Here is a 21,218-nt window from a genome sequence, read left to right as displayed (position 1 = left end):
CCAGCTGATCAGCCCAGCTCCAGGGCCACGACCCGCCACCGGCCTCGGTGCGCCTCGAGCCGCATCGCGCAGGCCCGGGTCCGGGATTCGCCGGCGAAGACCACCGCGACCTCCCACACGCCTCGGGAGACGCCGCAGCACCGGAGTCGCTTCAGGCTGAGCGGGCCCCGTGCGGACGCGACCGCGTCGTCTGCGGCGTCGACTCGCCGAGCGTGCGCGAGAAGCTCTGCGCGTTCGCGCACCTTGTCGAAGACCCCTGGGTCCAGCCAGCGCTCCAGCTGCTGGACGGGGCGCTGTCCGGCCAGCGTCTCCATGGTCGCCTGGCAGACCAGGCGCGCGACTGCGGTCACCTGGCGCCGTTCTTCGCGGAGTGTGGCCAGTTCTGTGGGACGTCGGCCGTCCGTGTCCTCGGCGCCGGCCGCAGAGAGCGCGTCGGCGGCCGCTCGTCGGCGGAGCAGACGCTGGACCTGCTCCTCACGCTGCAGTCGGAACGTGTTGAGGCGACGCAGCGGCGTTCCGGGCCATCGGGCCTCAGGATCATCCCTCACCGTGGCGTCGAGTCGCAGCAGGGGTTCTGCCGGCCCGGGCTCTGCGGGACGCTGACGGCGCGCGAGCCTGGATCTCAGGTGAGGGTCGGTGCCGGATGCCTGCTCCGGGACGGTGGTCTCAGGGTGCTGCTCGGACAGGGTCGCAGTCATGGTCAGGTCCTCTCTGGTGATGCGGCTCGGTCGGTCGAAGGCTCCGAGCTCGTGTCGTCTGCGTCATCGATCGGGTTCAGCCCTGCCTCCGGGAGTAGATCTGTTCCCGCGGTCCGCTCAGGCGGGGCCGTCGTCATCCGGCGGCGTGAGCACGGCGCCAGGCAGGAGGCTGTGCGGATCCTCACCGATGATCTCCCGGTTGGCCTCGTGCCACTGTGGCCAGGCCTCGGCGATCTCCCATTCGGTGGCCTGCGGCCCCAGATGGTCGGCGGTGATGCTCCACAAGGTGTCGCCGGCACGGACGGTGACCTCCTGGGCGGCCCGTTCGCGAGTCTCCCCACCCTGGTGACGGTCGTTCTCCGGACCAGGGGCGTCCGGGGTGAACAGTGGACTCACGACGTCCTCCTCCTGTGTCGTCTCGTGCTCGGTGGTGTGCGCGTCGGGCCTGTCGTCCATCAGGTCTCCGCCGGACCCGGGATCTCCTGAGTCGCCTGGAGCGTTCTGGCGGTCTGAGGCTGCCGAGCGCGTCTCATCCAGCGGCGTCTGTCCGTCCGAGCTTCCTCGTGCGTCGTCATGGATCGGTCCGGACTCGGGGCCTCCGGTCTCCTGCGGAGCGGAGGCCACGGGTGTCTGGTCGGCCGGCTGATGATGCAGGTGGGTCGCCACGGCCGCGCCGCCGACGGCGAGCTGGGCGGTCAGAGCCACCACGAGACTGCGTCGCATGAAGCCCGGGGAGAGTCGTTCCAACAGCGCCCGGGCGCGGCCGCCCTCGCCGCGACCCAGCCGGCTGAGGGCCACCAGCAGCGCTGTGGCCAGCACGGCGATCAGTGAGGCCACGCTCAGAAGCAGCCCCACGGCCGTGGCGCCCAGTCCCACGACTCGCTCGACGTCCCGCAGGCCGGCGTCGAGTCGTGGAAGGTTCTCCATCATGATCGTCGGGGCCTGGGGCGTGAGCATGGACGCGAGGGGAACCCCGAGGATGGCCGCACCGCTGATCAGCAGGACCGGGCCGAGCGCCACGGTGAGCAGTGTGAGGACCATGTCCTGCAGGCGGTCGCTCCGTGCGGGCACCTCCAGCCCGGCGTCGCGCCGGATCGTCCGTGTGCGGGTGGGCCGGGTGCGGCGGGCAGAGCTGCGGGTCGGTTCACGCCGTGCAGCCCGCCCCCGTGGATCGGGTCGGTGAAGATCTCGTCGTCGTAGAGGCGTCGCCGTGCTCATGGGCCTTCCTGATCCCTTCTGCTCATCCACATCTCCTCATCGCCGTCTGGAGGATATGACGTCGAGTGTAATCAGATGATGCGATTTGATGTGGTTTGGTGGTCTTGAATGTTACACGGGACAGGCCGATTCGGATAGTGTGGTCCCGCAACGACAGGGGCGGTGGGGCCTGGGGAGGGGATCACATGCGATGGGACGCGCTGTTCGCCGACCTCGAGAGCCAGTGGGCGGGGGAGGCCTCAGCTGAGTTGGGCCGGGACATCGCGGAGTTCACACGTCATGAGACGGCCTCGGTGGACCTCGGAGATCGTCTCCGGGCGGCCCTCGGGGAGACGGTGGCCGTGACATTGCCCGGAGGGCGCGTGGTGGAGCTGAGCTTAGGAGCCGTGGGCGAGGAGTGGATCGCCGGAGCCGAGGGGCATCATGGCGTGGTGATCCCCCGGGTGGCAGTCCAGGCGATCGACGGTCTGCCTCGGCGGGCGGAGCGTGAGCGCAGCTCGGTGCGTCGACGTCTGGGGATGGCTGCGGTGCTTCGACGGCTGGCGCGCGATCGCCTTGTCGTGGAGATCCGAGGCACAGGGGGTGAGGTGCTCGTCCACGGGCTGCTGCTCAGCGTGGGCCGGGACCACTGCGAGGTCGCCCTCACCATCGCGGGTGAGGTGCCTCGGCTTCGTGGAGCCCGCGGGCTGCGGACCGTGCCGTTTGCTGCGATGTCGGAGATTCGGGCGGAGGGCCGACCCCCGGTCTGATTCAGGCGGAGGACTCCGAGTCGGCGCGGGTCGTGCGTCGGCGCTGCTGACGCGCCTGGCGCTGGGCCTCATACTGGCGCTCGATGTACTCATCGAGCTTGGCCTCCTCGACCCGCCACTGACCGCGGCCTCCGACCTGGATGGCCTCGAGGTCTCCGCTGCGCACGAGGCTGCGGGCCTGGTCCATGGAGATGTTCAGAATCTCGGCCACGTCGGGGAGGGTGAGGAAGCGACGCATCGGTCTCCTTCACTCGAACGGCGTCACGGACAGTCGGGACAGGCCTGTCGGCCGGGTCCCGATGAGGTGATTCTCTCACAGACGGTGGGCTTCGATGGGATTCGTCCACAGTTGATGCGGATATCCACAGCTTGTCATGCGCAGCCCGGCGGTGATGGTGGATTCGGTACGCTGAAGGCGAGGCGATGCCATGTCGACGGCATCTCGCATCCACTCGCACGGAACGGATTTCGAGGGGCACATCCATGACCTCAGAGAAACAGCACCCAGACGCCGCGCCGCGCTCCGCGGCAGAGGCTGCGGATCGGCTGAGACGGCCCAGCTGGAAGGACCCGCGGCTCATCGTTGGGGTCCTCCTGGTGGTGGTCTCGATGGCGGGCGTCGTGGCGCTGGTCGGCTCCCAGGATCGCACCGCCCCGGTGTACGCGGCTGACCGCACGATCTCGGTCGGCGAACCGGTCTCGGCTGAGGACCTCCGTGTTGTGGACGTGCGACTGGACGACGTCTCGGGTCAGTACCTGAGCGCTGACCGGGAGCCTCCTACGGATCTGCAGTTCGTCTCCGTGGTGGAGGAGGGGGAGCTGGTGCCCGCGCGAGCGGTCGACGCGGTCGACCCTCTGGGACGGCAGGCGGTCACGTTGGAGATCGAGGACACTCTCGCCCGTGCGGTCGAGCCGGGTCGGGCGGTGGACCTGTGGGCCGCGACCCCCGGCGCGATCGGCGAGGACGCCGGTGCCCGCGTGGACCAGGTGGTCGCTGGGGCCGAGGTCTCCGCGGTGACAGAGTCCAGCTCGACCTTCGGCGCCCAGTCGGCGGTCACGGTGGAGCTGCTGGTGGCCCCCGACGACCTTCCCGAGGTGCTCGCTGCGCGGAGCTCGGCGGCGGCTCTGTCCCTCGTGCCCGCGGGCGCAGCCCCGGTGGCAGCCGACCATGAGGGCGAATCGGCCCCCGACGGCGAGTCCACGGAGGGCGAGGACGCCGACGAGGATGAGGGCAGCGAGGAGGAGGCACCATGAGGCGCTGCTCGGTCATCACCGCCGGTCACCTTCAGCGGGATCACATCGCCGCCGTCGAGGGACTCCATGGTCCGGTGACTATCGATCGGCGGTGCGCAGACCTCGCAGAGCTGGTCGCCGCCGCACGGACAGGAATGGCCGATGCGGTTCTGATCATCGGGGAGACCGAGACCATCACGGGAAGCCTGCTGACGGAGTTCACCGAGCCGGGGCTGGTCGTGGTGGCGGTGTCCGACGTCTCCGAGGACCGTGCCCGACTGCGGGCTCTGGGAATCGTGGCGCTGCCTGACACCGTGGACGCGAAGACGCTCACCGACGCGCTGCGGGGACTGCCTGTCCCCGAGCAGTCGGCCGAGGAGGATCTCCTGGGCGCTCCAGCGGCGGTGGGGAAGGAGCTCGACGACGTCCCCGTCGACCCGGAGGACGTACAGGCTCCTGCAGTGCACGACTCCGGTGCGGAGTCGGAGGCGCCTTCGGGGCGCACACAGGAGGGTGAGGGCGCTCCTGGAGGGCAGCACCCGCTGGACGCAGAGCTGGCCGAACTGCTCAGCGCGGCCGAGACGACCCGGAGTCGGCGCGAGGCCGCCTCGGCGGAGCCCACACAGGAGGAGCCCACACAGGAGGAGCACACACCGGACGACAGGCCCCTGGCGGCAGCCGGAACCGGTTCCGCACGGGACGACGATGCCGTACGCGCAGCTGGTGCCGCCCGGCGGGGCACCACCGGGCGGGACGACGCCGGACCGCAGAATGCGGACCTGCGGGCAGCCGCCGAGGAGGACGCCGGACAGGAGGACTCCGGTGCCGCGCTGCGACGTCCGGGGATCACGACCGTCTGGGGAGCTCCGGGCAGTCCGGGCCGCACCACCGTGGCGGTCAATCTGGCCGCAGAGCTGGCTCTGACCGGCGCCCGTGTGCTGCTGATCGATGCTGACACCGTCGCATCCTCGGCCGCCACGCATCTGGGCCTTCTCGAGGAGTCGGCAGGGCTGGCGCAGGCCTGCCGCCAGGCGGACCTCGGGCGGCTCGATGCGGCACGGCTGCGGCGGGCACTGACCGTGGTGGACATCTGTGGCTACCGGCTCCACCTGCTCACCGGACTCCCGCGCGCCGATCGGTGGCCCGAACTGCGGGGCGGGGCCCTGCGCCAGGTCCTGCAGCGGGCGGCCCGTGACTTCTCCCACGTGGTGGTCGACGTCGCCGCACCCACGGAGCACGACGAGGAGCTGACCTTCGACACCCGCGCCCCGCAGCGTCACGCGGCCACGATCACCGCCGTGGAGGAGGCGGACACGCTGCTGGCGGTCGGAGGGCCGGATCCGGTCTCCTTCCCGCGCCTCGTCAAGGCGCTGGACGACCTGCGGCTCAACCTGCCGCAGGCCCCTGAGCCTCAGGTGCTGATCAACCAGATTCGGCGCGAGGCGGTCGGCCGCGCCCCCGAGGACCAGCTGCGTGAGGCCTGGGACCGGTTCGGGTCCGGCGAGGCGCTGGAGACCTTCCTGCCCTGGGACCGTGCAGCCTGCGATGACGCCCTGCTCACCGGCCGTGTCCTGGCGGAGTCGGCTCCCCAGTCGGCCCTGCGCCACGCGATCGCGGACCTGGCCGGGGCGACCCTTCCGACGCGCCGGAGGCGCCTGCTGAGGCGGTAGGCTGGGTGCGGGCGGTCGGACACCGTGGTCCGGCCCGTGACCGGGGCATCGATGACCCAGAAAGAGTGAGTGCACATGACCGGTGAGAAGTCCCTCTGGACCCGTGGTGACGATGATCTGGAGACTCTGGAGAGCGCGTACTTCGCCCACGTCGCTCCGGAGGATCTGTGGTCCGTCAGCTCGGAGCATCAGAGAGAGTGGGTGGCTCGTCATCTGGAGCTCGCCCGCCTCCGCAGGGACTCCTCGCCGCAGGCGGACGTCGTCACCGTGGAGGGCCGCAGCGTCGTGCTGGTCGTCACCGACGACATGCCTCACCTTGTGGACTCGGTGACAGCCGAGATCTCCCGGAACGGGCACGCCATGTCCCTGGTGGTCCACCCCATCTTCCTGGTCAGCCGCACCCCGGAAGGCTCCGACGTCCTGGGCGTGCGCTCCGTCCCGGCTCCGCAGCGCGGCATGTCCTCGGGCGACACCCAGACCCTGCCGGACCTCTCCGTGCTGACCGATGAGGGGCAGCGCACCGATGTCGAGTCCTGGATCGCCGTGGAGCTGGACCGGGTGATCACCGCCGAGCAGGTGGAGGCGCTGGTGGAGGGCCTCTACAGCGTCGTCGACGACGTGAAGTCGAGCCACCGGGACCAGAACCGCATGATCGGCAAGGCCCGCGGGGCAGCGGGGCTGCTGCGCGAGGCCGAAGGCCTTCACGAGTCCCAGGAGTCGGCCGACCTGCTCGACTGGATGGCCGATGGAAATTTCCTGTTCCTCGGCTACCGGGAGTACGAGCTCGATGAGCACGATGACGACTCGGTGCACCTGCAGCCGCTGGAGGAGACCGGGCTGGGCATCCTCTCCCAGGTGCGCGGCAAGGGCACCCTCCACCGGACCACGGAGCTCTCCGAGGCCGGCCGGGCCAGGGCCCGGGAGCGCCGGGCGCTGGTGATCACCAAGGCGAACTCCCGTTCCACGGTGCGTCGCCGCACCTACATGGACTACGTCGCGGTGAAGACCTTCGGTCCGGACGGGTCGGTGCGCGGAGAGCGCCGCTTCGTGGGTCTGTTCAGCCAGCGGGCCTACACGCAGTCGATCCAGAACATCCCGCTGCTGCGCTCGCGGGCCCAGCAGCTCCTGGCACGCTCCGGGTTCAGCCCGGACTCCCATTCCGGCTCGGACCTGATGCAGATCCTGGAGATCTATCCGCGCAACGAGCTGCTGCAGATGGACATCGAGGAGATCGAGGAGACTGCCTGGCAGATCCTGCAGCTGCAGGAGCGCCGGCGGGTGAAGCTCTTCCTCCGCAAGGACCACTACGGGCGGTTCATGACGGCGATCCTGTATCTGCCCAGGGACCGGTACAACACGGCGGTGCGTCAACGGGTGGAGCAGGAGCTGCGGCGCCACATCGACGCGGAGTCCATCGACTTCAACGTCCTGCTGACCGAATCCGTCCTGGCTCGGGTGTTCTTCCGCATGCGCCTCTCGGGCGATGCCGCCGAGCTGGGGATCACCGTCGACGAGCTGCAGAACAGGCTGGCCCGGGCGATCCGCTCCTGGGCCGAGGGCATCACCCAGGAGGCCGAGGAACGGTACTCCGGCCGTCGGGCGGAGGACCTGACCCGCCGGTGGGGCGACGCCTTCCCGGAGGACTACCGGGTGCTCTACGAGGTCTCCGACGCCCTGGCGGACATCACTCAGTTCGAGACGCTGGAGCGGCACCCCGAGGACGGCCCACGCATGCAGTTCTACCCGCCTCGCGGGGACGACTCGGCGCATATGAGGCTGAAGCTCTACCTCTCCGAGCCCAAGACGCTGACGGACACGCTGCCGATCCTCGACGACTTCGGCCTCTCCATCCTGGACGAGCGCTCCTACACGCTGACCTGCGACGACGGCACGACCTTCCACCTGTACGACCTGGGCCTCTGCTACCCGGCGGGAGTGGATCCGCACACGACGATCGAGCTGCTCAAGGAGGCCTACAGCCACGTGCTGGTGGGCACCGCCGAGTCGGACATCTTCTCCCGCCTGGTCCTGCAGCTCGGGCTGTCCATCCAGAAGGTGACGGTTCTGCGCGCCTACGCGAAGTACATGCGTCAGCTGGGGTCCGCGCACTCCTATGCCTTCCTGGCGGAGGCGCTGCTGCAGAATCCGGAGGTCTCGGCCGCGCTGGTGGCCTACTTCGAGGCCCGCTTCGACCCGCAGCTGGACGAAGACCGCGCCGAGCGGATGGAGGAGACCCGTCAGCGGATCCTGGACGCGCTGGAGAATGTGCGCACCCTCGACGCCGACCGGGTGCTCTCGACGTTCCTGAACCTCATCGACTCCACGCAGCGGACCAATGCCTACCAGGGCCGGGACTGGCTGTCCCTGAAGCTGACGCCGGGCACCATCGACTCGGCTCCGCAGCCCCGTCCGGCCCATGAGATCTGGGTGTACTCGCCGCAGGTGGAAGGGGTTCACCTGCGCTTCGACAAGGTCGCCCGTGGCGGTCTGCGCTGGTCGGACCGTCAGGAGGACTTCCGCACGGAGGTCCTCGGCCTGGTGAAGGCCCAGATGGTGAAGAACGCGGTGATCGTGCCCTCGGGCGCCAAGGGCGGCTTCTACGCCAAGCAGCTGCCCGACCCGGCGGAGGACCGCGGGGCATGGTTCGAAGCCGGTCGCGAGGCCTACAAGGTCTTCATCCGAGGGCTGCTGGACATCACCGACAACCAGCTGGAGCGCGACGGGCAGATGGAGATCGTGGCACCGGAGAACGTGGTCCGGCACGACGGCGACGATGCCTACCTGGTGGTGGCCGCGGACAAGGGCACGGCCACGTTCTCCGATACGGCCAACGCGGTCTCCGCCGAGTACGGGCACTGGCTGGGCGATGCCTTCGCCTCGGGCGGCTCAGTGGGCTATGACCACAAGGCGATGGGCATCACCGCCCGCGGCGCCTGGGAGTCGGTGAAGTCGCACTTCTCGGAGCTGGGCCACGACACCCAGAGCGAGGATTTCACCGTCATCGGCATCGGTGACATGTCTGGGGACGTGTTCGGCAATGGAATGCTGCTCTCGGAGCACATCCGGCTGGTGGCGGCGTTCAACCACCTGCACATCTTCATCGACCCGGACCCCGACTCCGGCGCATCCTTCCGGGAGCGCCAGCGGCTGTTCACGGCCGGACGGTCCGGCTGGGACGCCTACGACGCGTCGCTGATCTCTGCCGGCGGCGGCGTCTTCTCCCGCACGGCGAAGACGATCACCATCACGGAGCCGATGCGACGGCGGTTCGACCTTCCGGCCGGCGTCGAGGTCATGACGCCGCCGGAGCTGCTCCATGCGCTGCTGCAGGCCCCGGTGGACCTGCTGTACAACGGCGGGATCGGCACGTATGTGAAGGCCTCGCACGAGACCCACGAGGAGGTCGGCGACCGCGCGAACAACGGCATCCGCGTCGACGGTCGGCAGGTGCGGGCCCGCGTGGTGGGCGAGGGCGGCAACCTGGGTCTCACCCAGGCCGGCCGCATCGAGGCGGCCCAGCAGGGGGTGCGGCTCAACACCGACGCCATCGACAACTCCGCCGGCGTGGACTGCTCGGACCACGAGGTCAACATCAAGATCCTGGTGGACCAGCTGATCTCCTCGGGCCACCTGGCGGCCGAGGAGCGGGACGAGCTGCTGCGGGAGATGACCGACGACGTCGCCGAGCTGGTCCTGCAGACCAACCGGGACCAGAACATCCTGCTCATGACCGACCGGCATCGGATGGGCGACTGGTCGCCGAGCTTCCAGCGGCTCATGGGCTGGTTGGAGGACTCTGCCGGACTGGACCGAGAACTGGAGGTGCTGCCCTCCGACGCTCAGCTCGAGGAGCGGCGGGATGCGTCCCAGCCGCTGACCTCCCCGGAGCTGGCGGTGCTGGTGGCCTATGCGAAGATCCAGCTCAAGGGTGCGCTGGTGGCTTCGGACCTTCCCGACGACGACTGGTTCACCTCCCTGCTGGAGGACTACTTCCCCGAGGAGATCACCTCCCGCTTCGCCTCGGAGCTGCCACGGCATCCGCTGCATCGGGAGATCATCGCCACTGTGCTGGCGAACGACGTGATCAACATGGGTGGGGCGACCTTCGTCTTCCGCGCGATGGAGGAGACCTTCGCCTCGGAGGCTCAGGTGGTGCGGGCCTTCGCCACGGTGCGGGAACTGTTCCGCCTCGATGAGTTCGACGCCGCGATGCGCAGCCTGCCGGTGAGCTTCCCCCGCGAGCGGTGGGCGCTGACCTACCTCGACATGCGGCGCCTGCTGGACCGCGCGGTCCGGTGGTGCGTCAACCACGCCCCCCGGGGCACGACGGTGCAGCAGGATGTCGAGCTGTTCGCCGAGCACCTGCGACCGCTGTACGGCAACCTCTCGGAGCACCTGCGGGGCGGGGACCGGGAACGCGTTCTGCGGCAGAAGGAGGAGGTGCTGGCCACCGGCATGCCGGAGGACCTGGCACGCTGGGTCTCCGAGCTGTTCGAGACGTTCTCGCTGCTCGACGTCGCCGACGTGGCCCGGGAGCTCGGCGTCGACTCCGCCGAGGTGGCGGGTGTGTACTACACGGTCTACGACGAGTTCAGCGCCGATTCGCTCCTGGAGCGCATCACGGGGCTGCCGCGGAAGGACAAGTGGCAGGCGCTGGCCCGCGGCGCGCAGCGTGACGAGCTCTACCACGCGATCCGGGATGTCACGACCTCGGTGCTGAAGAGCACCGAACCGGGCACGCCGGATGAGCGCATGGCGGCCTGGCGCCGGGAGAACGAGGCGAAGATCAGTCGGGCAGAGCGGCTGGTGGCGGAGGTGGACCAGCTCAAGACGGACAACATCGCGTCGTTGACGGTGCTGCTGCGGCACCTGCGCGGTCTCATCGGAGCCTGAGCCGTGGCCGTCTTCGAGGATCCGCTCATCGACCACCCGCACCTGCATGACGGGGATGCCGACTGGCTGCATGCGCTGGTCGCGGACTGGCAGATGCTCTCTGACCTGGCGTTTTCCGACCTGGTCCTGTGGTTTCCTCACACCGTGGAGGGATTCGTCTCCGCGGAGGACAGGTCCTTCATCGCGCTGGCCCAGGCGCGCCCCTCCACGACACAGACGGTGGTGCACCGTGACGTCGTCGGGGACAGGATCCGTGCGGACCTCAAACCCATGGTGGAACGGGCCTGGCGCTATCAGGTGGAGACGAACTCCTCGGATGAGGGCCGGCCCGCCCCGGCCCGGATGCGGGTCACCGCGATCCCGCTGATCCGCGGGGGTCGCACCCTGGCGGTGATGACCCTGCACTTCTCGGTCACCGCCCTGCGCACCCCGTCCAGGCTGGAGCTGACCTACCGGCGCTGCGCCGCCGATCTGCTGGTCATGGTGGGCCAGGGGCGGTGGCCGGAGACCCACGTGGAGTTCAGCGCCTACGGCGGAGCCCCGAGGGTGGGGGACGGGCTGCTGCGTCTGGACGTCGAGGGCAAGATCACCTTCGCCAGCCCCAACGCCGTCTCCGCGCTGTCTCGGCTGGGAGTGGCAGACTCGCTGGAGGGCCGATCCCTGGCCGGGATCGGGGCGGAGCTCGAACGCTCCACCGGTGGTGTGGTGGATGAGACCCGGCCGCTGCTGCTGACGGGTCGCCGGGCGATGCGTGCTGAGCTCGAGGCCCACGGGGCCGCGGTGACGCTGCGGTCCATCCCGCTGTACAAGGACGGCGAGCGGTTCGCCGCCCTGGTGCTGTGCCGGGACGTCACCGAGCTGCGGCGCCGTGATCGCCAGCTGATGAGCAAGGATGCGACCATCAAGGAGATCCACCACCGAGTGAAGAACAATCTCCAGACGGTCTCGGCGCTGCTGCGGATGCAGTCGCGGCGCATGGACTCGGAGGAGGGCCGGGCCGGGATGCGTCGGGCGATGCGTCGCGTGGAGACCATCGCGATGGTCCACGACTCCCTGTCGAAGGGGCTGGAGGAGAGCGTCGACGTCGATGAGCTGATGCGCCGGCAGCTGAGGCTCGCCGCGGAGATGGCCCAGTCCGAGCGCAGGGTGGAGACACACCTGGAGGGGAGCTTCGGCCAGCTGCCGCCGGACATGGTGACTCCGCTGGCGCTGGTCATCACCGAAGTGGTGGCCAATGCCGTGGAGCATGGTTTCGGCCCGGATCCGACCCGGCGCAGCCTGACGGTACGCATGGTGGTGAGTCGCTCAGCGGACGCGGCCGGCCGGGAGCGGCTGGAGCTGGAGATCGTCGACGACGGCGTCGGGCTGCCGGAGACGGACTGGGAGCCGGGCCTGGGCCTGCAGATCGTCAGGACGCTGGTGCGGGGAGAGCTCTCCGGGGTGATCGACTGGGACCACGGTGAGGGACCCGACGGCGAACCGGTCGGCACACGTGCGGTGCTGAAGGCGCCGATCCTGGGCCTGCAGCACCACTGATCCGTCCTGGACGCTGCGGTGTGCAGCGACAGACGTACGACAGACGAACGACAGACGAAGGGGCGGGACTGCTCCGAGAGGAGAGTCCCGCCCCGTCGTCCGTGGTGGGCTGCTGCGGCGTCCTGTCCGGACGCGGGCCTCAGGAGGCCCGGCGCGCGCGTGCGGCGCGACGCTTCAGCGCTCGGCGCTCGTCCTCGCTCATGCCGCCCCAGACGCCGGCGTCCTGGCCGGTCTCCAGCGCCCACTGCAGGCAGGTGTCCATCACGGGGCACCGGCGGCACACGCTCTTGGCCTCCTCGATCTGGAGCAGGGCGGGGCCGGTGTTGCCCACGGGGAAGAAGAGCTCGGGGTCCTTGTCCAGGCACGCTGCTCGGCTGCGCCAATCCATGGGAATCACTACTCCTTGCGTCCGGTGGTGGGACGCTGTTGCTCGGGTGGGGTGCTGCGGCAGTTCCTCGACCCGGGGCCCAGGGGTAGGCCTCGGGGAGTCCGTGCCGCCTCCGGAAGGCAGAAGCTTCAGTTGTCGGTGCGGGACCTGACCGTAGGACGCAGTCGCGCAGGCAGAGTCAGAGGACTGCCAGCCCGGAGAAGTACGTGTTCAAGGCTGACACGTTAACAGGATGCAAACAAGACTTCGCAGGGCAGAAATACGCCCGAAACGCTGTGGCATTGCTCACAGCAGAAAGTGTGATCCGGCGGGCGCAGAGAGGTCGCCTCGGCGGCCTCCCGGGCTGACCTGGAGCGACTTGTGTATGCCCCGCGTGCGGTCCTCAAGGGGCGTCACAGTCTGGTGGACGGCCCGGGGCCCCCGAGCATTGGCAGGGTTGCCGGAGAGGTCGGACGTCGGGTGCGGCCATGTCGGCGGTCCGGCAGGGCGGGCGGACTGGACGGAGTGCCGCCGGAGGGACTCCCTGGCGGGGCGCTCATAGGGCCCGGGTGGTTCAATGGTGGGCATGCTCGAGAAGGACTCTCCCCAGCCGGACTTCAATGCCCCGCAGGGGCCCCGACGCTTCACCCACGCCAGGCCGCGGCCGTGGCCGGTGTGGCTGATCTTCCTGATCCTGCTGATGCAGGGGCTCGCCGTGGGCTTCAGCTCCGTGGCGCAGTTCGTCGCCTCGGAGCCTGAGCAGCTGGACACTGTCGGCTACATCGCGATGCTGGTGCTCTATCTGCTGCTGGCGGCAGTGCTGATCCTGCTGGGCTTCCGGCTGTTCATGGGGGCGCCCGGTGCCCGCACGCCGGCGATGGTCCTGCAGCTGATGATCGTGGTGCTCTCGTTCAGCTTCTTCGCCTCGGGGGTGTGGCAGGTCGGTGCGCTGTTCCTCGTCCCGGCCGCCGTGGCCCTGGTGCTGGCCTTCGTGGGGCCGACTCAGGCATGGCTCGCCGCCGGAGACGGCGCTCCCTCCTGAGCCGGCCCTCGGTCCGGGTGGGCGCTGCGCTGGGACGGTCAGCGGCGTCGGGTCAGTTGACCGGACCGGTCCACTTCTCGCCGGGGCCCTTGCCCGGTGCGTCCGGCACGAGCGACTCCTCGCGGAAGGCCAGCTGAAGCGAGCGGAGGCCGTCGCGCAGCGGCGCGGCGTGGGTGGAGCCGACCTCCGGGGCGGCCGCCGTGACCAGGCCGGCCAGGGCGGTGATGAGCTTGCGTGCCTCGTCCAGGTCCTTCAGCGCCTCGGCCTCCGGGTCGTCGGCGAGGCCGGTCTTGACGGCGGCCGCACTCATCAGGTGCACGGCCACGGTGTTGATCAGCTCCACGGCCGGGACTTCGGCGATGTCTCGGGCCTGCTGGTCCACGGCCTGCTTGATCCCCTCGACGTCGGGCCCCTCGGAGGAGGGGGTGGCGTCGGGACGGTTGTTCTGGTCACTCTGCATGCTGGTAAGCTTGTCACATGTCTCGGTAGGCGCGCGATGCGCGCCCTGAGCGCCGAAGCGGGCGTCATCTCGCACCCCGCCATCGGGGTTCCACACCGACGACGCCCACTCGCCATCGTCATCAAACAGGAGTTGGACAGATCAGCGAACCACGCATCAACGAACGGATCCGAGTTCCGGAGGTCCGCCTGGTCGGCCCGCAGGGGGAGCAGGTCGGCATCGTCAGGATCGAGGACGCCCAGCGGCTGGCCTCCGAGGCCGGTCTGGACCTGGTCGAGGTCGCGCCCCGCGCGAAGCCTCCCGTCTGCAAGCTGATGGACTTCGGCAAGTGGAAGTACGAGGCCGCTGTCAAGGCTCGTGAATCCCGGAAGAACCAGACCACGACCACGCTCAAAGAGGTCCGGTTCCGTCTCAAGATCGACGACCACGACTATGAGACCAAGGTCAGCCGCGCCCGAGGATTCCTCTCCGCCGGTGACAAGGTCAAGGCCATGATCCAGTTCCGCGGTCGTGAGCAGCAGCGCCCGGAGATGGGTGTCCGACTGCTCCAGCGGTTCGCGGAGGACGTGGGGGACCTGGGCTCGGTCGAGTCCTCCCCGCGTCAGGACGGGCGTCACATGGTGATGGTCGTCGGACCGCTGAAGACCAAGGCAGAGGTCAAGAAGCAGGAGGCCGCCGAAGCAGCGGCCGAGGCCGCAGAGGCGGAGCCCAAGGGCACCCCCTCGAAGCGTGCCCGCAAGAACCAGGAGCGGGTCTCCACGGAGAAGAAGGACGTCAAGCCGCTGTCCAACTCCATGGCTGACTACCTCCCGGACGAGCTGAAGAACCTCTAGATCTCTGCGGTCCGCCGCAGAAGATCATCACAGTGGCCCTCCGTCGGATCTGCGACGGAGGGCCACTGCATGCCCAACATGCCTTCCGGTGCCGCATGGCGTAGAATGGCTCTTCGGGTTCACGGCAGGATGTGCCTGCGCGTCACGCGTCACCATCCTGTCGTTCCTATGACAAGGGGGCCGAGGCCCGCGACATCCTCGTCCACGGCGTCCTTCGCCGGGACGTCGGAGACGCGACGCCGGTCGGCCCCACCTCTGCGCCGCTGCCCGGCCGAGGCCTCGGATACGTTCCGGGGTCGACGGACGGGCCTCGTAGGCGTTGCAGGTCCGCACGATGTAAGGAGAACGGCACCATGCCGAAGATGAAGACCCACTCCGGGGCCAAGAAGCGATTCAAGCTGACCGGCTCCGGCAAGATCAAGCGCCAGCAGGCCAACCGTCGCCACTACCTGGAGCACAAGTCTTCCCGCCTGACGCGTCGTCTGGCCGGTGACCGCATCGTCACCAAGGCCGACGAGAAGCGCATCAAGCGGATGCTGGGCATCTGAGCGTCCTGCGACCTCGATCCCGATGACCGGGCCTCTGGGCGGCGTGGCATGCCGATGAGCATGCCGCCTCCCGGGCCTATGAACACCAGAAGACTCACTGCACTAGGAGATTTCACGTGGCACGAGTGAAGAGGGCGGTCAACGCCCACAAGAAGCGCCGCAAGGTCCTCGACCGGGCCTCCGGCTACCGCGGTCAGCGTTCCCGCCTCTACCGGAAGGCCAAGGAGCAGCTGCTGCACAGCTACACCTACAACTACCAGCACCGCAAGAAGCGCAAGGGCGACTTCCGCCGCCTGTGGATCCAGCGCATCAACGCTGCGTCCCGCGCCCACGGTCTGACCTACAACCGCTTCATCCAGGGCCTGAAGGCCGCTGAGGTGGAGGTCGACCGTCGCATGCTGGCTGAGCTCGCCGTCTCCGACGCCAAGGCTTTCGAGACCCTGGTGGACGTGGCGCGCAAGGCTCTGCCGCAGGACGTCAACGCCAAGAAGGCCGCCTGAGCCTGATTAGCTGAGACCAGCTGAGGACGGCGCCCGCCCCTGGACTCCAGGGGTGGGCGCCGTCGTCATGTCTGAGCAGAGTATCCGGGCGGATCGGCGATGACCTGGGCCGCTGCGGCCACCGGTGAGGAAGAATGAGGACCATGACTGATCCTGCAGTGCTGAACAACCCCCATGCGGACCGCGTGAAGAAGGTGGCCTCGCTGGCGACCCGGGCGGGCCGGCGTCGTCAGCGGCTCTTCCTCGCCGAAGGTCCTCAGCCTGTGCGGGAGGCGCTGACCCTGTGGCTGCGCCGCTGGGAGGACGTCCCCGACGGCGCGGCGCGTCACCCGGCTTCCGCCGTCAAGGGCCTGCCGGAGCTGGACGCGCTCTTCTTCGACGCCGAGGCGCTGAGCGCCCATCCGGATCTCCAGGCGCTGCTGGACCAGGCCCGGGGTGTTCTCTTCGACCCGCAGGCCGCCCTTCCGCGGCCGGCGCGGTTCTTCCTGCGCGAGGCCACTGCGGAGGTCCTGGCAGCTATGGGAGACGCCGAGACCTCTCAGGGAGTGCTGGCCGTGTGCCGCATCCCGCAGACGGGGGCGAGCGACGGCGGGGCCGGTCCGCTGGAGTCCCTGCTCGGCGGGCCCGAGAGCTCAGGAGCGCCGGCTGGGTTGGTCGCAGGCCTGCTCGGAATCCAGGACCCGGGCAATGCCGGCACCATCATCCGCACCGCCGACGCCGCCGGTGCGTCGGCCGTCGTGCTCACGCCGGGCAGCGTGGATCCCTGGGCGCCGAAGGTGGTCCGCTCCGCTGCGGGCTCGCATTTCCACCTCCCGCTGCTCACCGGGACGGACCCGCAGCGGCTGGTGGCCACCGCCAGGAGCGCGGGGCTGCAGGTGTTGGCCGCCGACGGCGGAGGAGAAGTCCCGCTGCCGGAGATGGAGGATCTCGGATCCCCGACGCTGTGGCTGCTGGGCAATGAGGCCCACGGGCTCAGCTCCGAGCAGCGTGGGCTCGCCGATCGTCGGGTCTCCATCCCGCTCTACGGGCAGGCAGAGTCGCTGAACGTCGCCACCGCGGCCACCGTGTGCCTCTACGCCTCAGCCATGGCGCGCGCTGAGGCCGGAGGTTCCGTGGGGGAGACTCCATGAGCTACGCGCCCGGCGGTCGAGAGGTGGAGAACACCGGATTCGTCTGCGGGCACTGCGGCCGGGAGGTCAGCCGACATTCCGGGGGCAGCTACCGCAACCACTGCCCGTTCTGCCTGCATTCACGGCATGTGGACGTCGTGCCGGGGGACCGGTCTGCGGACTGCGGGGCCGTGATGGCGCCGGTCGGCGTCGACCACTCCGGGAAGAAGGGCTTCATCCTCATCCACCGGTGCACCGCCTGTGGGGTCACGGCTCGGAATCGGCTGGCCCCGGATGATGACATGGACGCGGTCATCGCCCTGCAGCGACCCGGCTGAGTGGCGCCTGCGAGTCCATGGGCCTGGCGTCGTGGCGACGTCAGTACAGTGATGGCCCCACCGCGGGCGCGATGGGGCCATCGCCCGTCCCGAGGGCCGGTCAGCGGGTCCCGGGGAGGGGTTCTGAGTGCTCAGCCGATCGGGGTGACGTCGCGGCTTCCGAGGAACTCGGGTCGTGGCGCCGGGGCGGCGAACGGCTCTGCCGGAGCGTTCTCCACCGAGTTGTAGACGATGAACACGTTGGACCGCGGGTACGGGGTGACGTTGCCGTTGGAGGCGTGCATGCAGTTCGAGTCGAACATGATGGCTCCGCCGGCTGGACCCTCCAGCACATCGATGCCGAAACGGTCGGCGAACTCCGTCAGCGTCTCCGGGTCGGGCACACCGGCGCCCTGCATGACCAGGGACTGCTTGAAGTTGTCCTCCGGCGTGGTGCCCACCGCGCTGATGTAGTGCTTGTGGGATCCGGGCATGATCATCAGCGGGCCGTTGAAGGAGTAGTTGTCGGTCAGGGAGATCGAGATGCTCACCGCCCGCGGGGTCGGCATCCCGTCTTCGGCATGCCAGGTCTCGAAGTCCGAGTGCCAGGTGAAGTCCTTGCCCACGAATCCGGGCTTGTAGTTGATCCGGCTCTGGTGGATGTACACCTGGGAGCCCAGGATCTGCTCGGCCCTCCGCACGATCCGTGGATCGTGGGCGATCCTCCGGAACACCGCGTTGCTGCGGTGGATGTCGAAGATCGACCGGACCTCCTGGGACGTGGCCTCGACGACGGTGCGTTCGTCGGCCTTGACCTCCGGGTCGTCGGCCAGGCGGGCGAGCTCGTCGCGGAAGAGCGTCAGCTCCTCGTCGCTGATGAGCTTCTCCATGGTCAGGTAGCCCTTCTCGTCGAAGCCGCGCAGTGTGGCGGCGTCCATCGGGCCCTGGTCGGCGGTGCCCTGCACCACCGGGTCCTGGCGGGGGATCACCCGGGGCGCGTCGCCCTGGCGGGTGGGGTACTGGTCCGTCACGTCGTGGACGGTGGTCGTCATGCGAAGACCTCCTTCATCGTGGGACGTTCCGTAGGGGCCGCCTCCTGTCAGAGGGGCGGCCGGTGCGGCGCCTGCCGATGGGGCAGCTCCGGCGCCGCCACCTACGGACCCTAACAGCTCAGTTCCTCGCTGCAACCGTCGATGCTAGAGTTCCCTTATGGTTGCAGAGAGAAACTATGTCATCGACAATGCCCACCTCGTGCCGGTCACCTCCGCGCCGGTCGAGGGTCGGATCGTGGTCACCGAGGGTCGGATCGCCGCGCTCGGTGCTGAGGCTGAGATCCCCGCAGGCCATGAGGTCATCGACGCCGCCGGCCGCTGGGTGCTGCCCGGTCTCGTGGACGCCCACGTCCACCTCGGCGTGCATGAGGAGGGCGAAGGGTGGGCCGGCGCCGACGTCAACGAGACCACCGACCCGGTCACCGCCGCGGCCCGTGCCCTGGACGCCATCAACCCCACCGAGGTCGGCTTCGACGACGCCCTGGCCGGTGGGATCACCAGCGTCAACGTCAACCCCGGATCGGCCAACCCCATCGGAGGCCTCGCTGTGGCCATCAAGACCCACGGGCGTATCGTCGATGAGATGGTGCTGCGGTCGCCGTCCGGGCTCAAGGCCGCCCTCGGCGAGAACCCCAAGCGGGTGTACGGCGAGCAGAAGAAGACGCCCAACACCCGCCTGGGTGTCGCGATGACCATGCGCAAGGCGTTCACCGAGGCCCGGCGGTGGGCGGAGAAGCCCCAGGGCGAGCGCGACGCCGACCTCATCTCAGAGGCTCTGGTGAAGGTCCTGGACCGCGAGATCCCGTGGCGGCAGCACTGCCACCGCGCCGATGACATCGCCACGGCCATCCGGCTGGCCGACGAGTTCGGCTATGAGCTCGTGCTGGACCACGGGACCGAGTCCTACAAGATCGCCGATGTCATCGCCGCCCGCGGCATCCCGGTGCTCTACGGGCCGATGATCGTATCCCGGAGCAAGGTCGAGGTGCGGGACCGCACGGCGGCGGCCCCGCGCATCCTCTCGGAGGCCGGTGTCAAGGTCTCCCTGATCACCGACCACCCGGTGGTGCCCATCGACTTTCTGATGCACCAGGCGGCGCTGGCTGTCCGCGAGGGGATGGACCCCGCCGAGGCGCTGAAGGCGGTCACCATCAACCCGGCGGAGGTGATCGGCGCCGCCGAGCGCATCGGCTCCCTCGAGGTCGGCAAGGACGCCGATGTGGTCCTCTGGTCCGGCGACCCGCTGGACACCCGGAACCGGGTGCTGCGCACCTGGATCGACGGCCGGGAGGTCTACAGCTACGACGAGCAGACCCGGACGGGCACGGTGCTGGAACGCTGGTGAGCGGCGGGCGGGCCGTCGGGCAGATCGGACGTCACGGGGCACCGGCCGACGTCACCCGCCGCCGTCGTGCTCAGGGGCGCGGCGGCGGCGCCGGGGCCCCACGCGGCGGGGCGATCTTCGGCGGTGCCGCAGCGGATGCCCGTGAGTCGGTCTCCGCCGTGTCGACGTCGGACGAGGGGTCTGTGCCGCCGTCGAGGGCCGGATCCGGGCGGCTGCGATGCGGGGAGGGGTCCCAGCCGACGTCGACGACCTTCTTCTGGACGAGGATCGCCGAGCCCAGCACCAGCAGGCCCAGGGCGGAGACCACGACCAGCCCGCCCACCGAGCCGATCGAGGCGCCGAAGCCGATGAGGATCCCGAACCAGCCGAAGTCGGTGTCGCCGAAGGTGGTGTTCGCCTCGCCGAAGTCACCGAGCACCAGCAGCAGCCCGGCCGGCAGGAACGTGATCAGCAGCCCGTTGACGAAGCCTCCGGCGGCCGCACCCCGACGTCCGCCGGTCGCATTGCCGTAGACCCCGGCGGCGCCGCCGGTGAAGAAGTGCGGCACCAGCCCGGGGAGGATCAGGGCCAGGCCGAAGGCAGGGTTCAGCCACAGCGAGAGCACGGCCAGCCCGAGCAGCCCACCCGTGAAGCTGGAGAGGAAGCCCACCAGCACCGCGTTCTGCGCGTAGGGGAAGACGATGGGCGCGTCCAGCGCCGGGATCGCGCCCGGCACCAGCTTGGCCGCGATGCCCTGGAACGCCGGCACGATCTCGCCCAGGATGGTGCGCACCCCGAAGAGGATCACCGCCACCGCGATCCCGAACTGCAGCCCCTGCGTGACCGCCTGCATCAGGAAGTTGCCCAGGTTCTCCGCCCCTCCGTCGAAGGCCTCGTACGCGGACTCGCCCTCGCGGGCCACGGAGATCGCGGCGACGACCACATACATCAGCACCATGGACAGTGCCGTGGCCACCATCGAGTCGCGGAGGAAGCGCAGCGACTCCGGCAGCTTCAGCTCCTCGGTGGAGCGGCTGGACCGCCCGCCCACCAGCCGGCCGACCGCTCCGGCGGCTACATAGCCGGCGGTGCCGAAGTGCCCGATGGCGATGGAGTCGTCCCCCGTGATGCGGCGAGTCCAGGGGTGTGCCAAGGCGGGCAGGGAGACCATCAGGATGCCCAGGAGCGCACCGCCGACGATGACGGTGACGGCGCCGGAGTACCCGCCGGTGGCCAGCACGATGGTCAGCAGGGTGGCCATGAACAGGATGTGATGACCGGTCAGGAACACATAGCGCAGCGGGGTGAACCGAGCCAGCACCAGGGAGACGGCGAAGCCGAGGATCATCAACCAGGCCACCTGCGCACCATGGAGCTCCTGAGCGATGCCGACGATCGCCTCATTGGTGGGGACGACGCCGTGAGCACCTGTGGCATCTTGGATCATGACCCCCAGCGGGTCCAGGGAAGCGACCACCAGTGTGGCTCCGGCGCCGATGAGCAGGAAGCCGAGAGTGGCCTTCAGCGCCCCGCCGATGACCTGCCCGGCGGAGCGGCGCAGCGCCACCAGCCCCACGCCGGTGATGATGCCGATGAGGAACGCGGGCACGCTGAGGATCTCGTTGACGAGGAATTGGGCGGCGGTGATCAGAAGATCCATGCGGGGTCC

19 protein-coding genes are annotated in these 21,218 nt (G+C 69.4%); 12 read left to right on the top strand and 7 right to left on the bottom strand.

Annotated elements, in window-relative coordinates; genetic code table 11:
- Positions 1-8: 8 nt before the first annotated feature.
- Together ABD658_RS12680 and ABD658_RS12675 are read right to left on the bottom strand one after the other, a co-directional pair.
- The gene (locus ABD658_RS12680; RefSeq protein ID WP_344682669.1) at positions 9-698 is read right to left on the bottom strand and encodes an Rv3235 family protein; all 690 of its coding nucleotides are present in this window, start codon (positions 696-698) and stop codon (positions 9-11) included.
- 117 nt (positions 699-815) lie between these two features.
- A complete protein-coding gene (locus ABD658_RS12675) occupies positions 816-1,739 on the bottom strand; it encodes a LysM peptidoglycan-binding domain-containing protein (RefSeq protein WP_344682671.1) in 924 nt (307 codons plus the stop codon).
- Between the two features lie 362 nt (positions 1,740-2,101).
- Between ABD658_RS12675 and ABD658_RS12670 the strand changes: the two genes are divergently transcribed.
- Positions 2,102-2,665 carry a hypothetical protein gene (locus tag ABD658_RS12670; protein WP_344682673.1) on the top strand — a complete coding sequence of 188 codons (564 nt, stop codon included), beginning with the start codon at positions 2,102-2,104 and terminating at the stop codon, positions 2,663-2,665.
- A gap of 1 nt (position 2,666) precedes the next feature.
- On the opposite strand, the gene ABD658_RS12665 is transcribed toward ABD658_RS12670, so the two are convergent.
- The gene (locus tag ABD658_RS12665; RefSeq protein ID WP_070159245.1) at positions 2,667-2,903 is read right to left on the bottom strand and encodes a helix-turn-helix domain-containing protein; all 237 of its coding nucleotides are present in this window, start codon (positions 2,901-2,903) and stop codon (positions 2,667-2,669) included.
- A gap of 245 nt (positions 2,904-3,148) precedes the next feature.
- On the opposite strand from ABD658_RS12665, the gene ABD658_RS12660 reads away from it, so the two are divergent.
- From ABD658_RS12660 to ABD658_RS12645, 4 genes are all read left to right on the top strand, one after another.
- Complete coding sequence (locus tag ABD658_RS12660) at positions 3,149-3,919, top strand: CpaB family protein (RefSeq protein WP_344682676.1); 771 nt, start codon at positions 3,149-3,151, stop codon at positions 3,917-3,919.
- Positions 3,916-5,568: a CpaE/TadZ family protein gene (locus ABD658_RS12655; RefSeq protein WP_344682677.1), complete on the top strand. Its 1,653-nt coding sequence runs from the start codon at positions 3,916-3,918 to the stop codon at positions 5,566-5,568. The genes ABD658_RS12660 and ABD658_RS12655 overlap by 4 nt, the downstream gene beginning before the upstream one ends.
- 75 nt (positions 5,569-5,643) lie before the next feature.
- Positions 5,644-10,461, top strand: coding sequence for an NAD-glutamate dehydrogenase (locus tag ABD658_RS12650; protein WP_344682679.1), 4,818 nt, complete (start codon positions 5,644-5,646; stop codon positions 10,459-10,461).
- Positions 10,462-10,464: 3 nt separating this feature from the next.
- Positions 10,465-11,997, top strand: coding sequence for a sensor histidine kinase (locus tag ABD658_RS12645; RefSeq protein ID WP_344682681.1), 1,533 nt, complete (start codon positions 10,465-10,467; stop codon positions 11,995-11,997).
- A 139-nt stretch (positions 11,998-12,136) separates the two neighbouring features.
- Here the strand turns inward: ABD658_RS12645 and ABD658_RS12640 are convergent, their stop codons facing one another.
- A complete protein-coding gene (locus tag ABD658_RS12640) occupies positions 12,137-12,385 on the bottom strand; it encodes a WhiB family transcriptional regulator (protein WP_070159252.1) in 249 nt (82 codons plus the stop codon).
- Between the two features lie 565 nt (positions 12,386-12,950).
- On the opposite strand from ABD658_RS12640, the gene ABD658_RS12635 reads away from it, so the two are divergent.
- Positions 12,951-13,406: a hypothetical protein gene (locus ABD658_RS12635; protein ID WP_344682683.1), complete on the top strand. Its 456-nt coding sequence runs from the start codon at positions 12,951-12,953 to the stop codon at positions 13,404-13,406.
- 52 nt (positions 13,407-13,458) lie between these two features.
- Here ABD658_RS12635 and ABD658_RS12630 read toward each other — a convergent pair whose 3' ends face one another.
- Positions 13,459-13,866, bottom strand: a complete 408-nt coding sequence (locus ABD658_RS12630; RefSeq protein ID WP_083277377.1) for a DUF1844 domain-containing protein — start codon at positions 13,864-13,866, stop codon at positions 13,459-13,461.
- Between the two features lie 140 nt (positions 13,867-14,006).
- Here ABD658_RS12630 and infC point away from each other — a divergent pair, with 140 nt between their 5' ends.
- The 5 genes from infC to ABD658_RS12605 all read left to right on the top strand — a co-directional run bounded on the left by infC (position 14,007) and on the right by ABD658_RS12605 (position 17,194).
- Positions 14,007-14,699 carry a translation initiation factor IF-3 gene (gene infC, locus ABD658_RS12625; RefSeq protein WP_083277378.1) on the top strand — a complete coding sequence of 231 codons (693 nt, stop codon included), beginning with the start codon at positions 14,007-14,009 and terminating at the stop codon, positions 14,697-14,699.
- 353 nt (positions 14,700-15,052) lie between these two features.
- Positions 15,053-15,247 carry a 50S ribosomal protein L35 gene (rpmI, locus tag ABD658_RS12620; protein ID WP_070159257.1) on the top strand — a complete coding sequence of 65 codons (195 nt, stop codon included), beginning with the start codon at positions 15,053-15,055 and terminating at the stop codon, positions 15,245-15,247.
- Between the two features lie 116 nt (positions 15,248-15,363).
- Positions 15,364-15,747: a 50S ribosomal protein L20 gene (gene rplT, locus ABD658_RS12615; RefSeq protein ID WP_070159259.1), complete on the top strand. Its 384-nt coding sequence runs from the start codon at positions 15,364-15,366 to the stop codon at positions 15,745-15,747.
- Between the two features lie 143 nt (positions 15,748-15,890).
- Positions 15,891-16,877, top strand: a complete 987-nt coding sequence (locus tag ABD658_RS12610) for a TrmH family RNA methyltransferase (RefSeq protein ID WP_344682688.1) — start codon at positions 15,891-15,893, stop codon at positions 16,875-16,877.
- On the top strand, positions 16,874-17,194 hold the full coding sequence (locus ABD658_RS12605; RefSeq protein WP_344682690.1) for an RNHCP domain-containing protein: 321 nt from the start codon (positions 16,874-16,876) through the stop codon (positions 17,192-17,194). Before ABD658_RS12610 ends, ABD658_RS12605 begins: the two co-directional genes overlap by 4 nt.
- 131 nt (positions 17,195-17,325) lie before the next feature.
- Here the strand turns inward: ABD658_RS12605 and thpD are convergent, their stop codons facing one another.
- Positions 17,326-18,225, bottom strand: a complete 900-nt coding sequence (thpD, locus tag ABD658_RS12600) for an ectoine hydroxylase (RefSeq protein WP_344682692.1) — start codon at positions 18,223-18,225, stop codon at positions 17,326-17,328.
- A 157-nt stretch (positions 18,226-18,382) separates the two neighbouring features.
- Between thpD and ABD658_RS12595 the strand changes: the two genes are divergently transcribed.
- Positions 18,383-19,570: an amidohydrolase gene (locus tag ABD658_RS12595; protein WP_344682694.1), complete on the top strand. Its 1,188-nt coding sequence runs from the start codon at positions 18,383-18,385 to the stop codon at positions 19,568-19,570.
- 70 nt (positions 19,571-19,640) lie between these two features.
- Here the strand turns inward: ABD658_RS12595 and ulaA are convergent, their stop codons facing one another.
- A complete protein-coding gene (gene ulaA / locus ABD658_RS12590) occupies positions 19,641-21,209 on the bottom strand; it encodes a PTS ascorbate transporter subunit IIC (protein WP_344744697.1) in 1,569 nt (522 codons plus the stop codon).
- Positions 21,210-21,218: the final 9 nt, after the last annotated feature.

This window comes from Nesterenkonia aethiopica, from assembly GCF_039534665.1.
Classification (GTDB): domain Bacteria; phylum Actinomycetota; class Actinomycetes; order Actinomycetales; family Micrococcaceae; genus Nesterenkonia; species Nesterenkonia aethiopica.
Note: the sequence above shows the minus strand (reverse complement) of the source record. Positions and strands in the feature narration are given on the sequence as shown.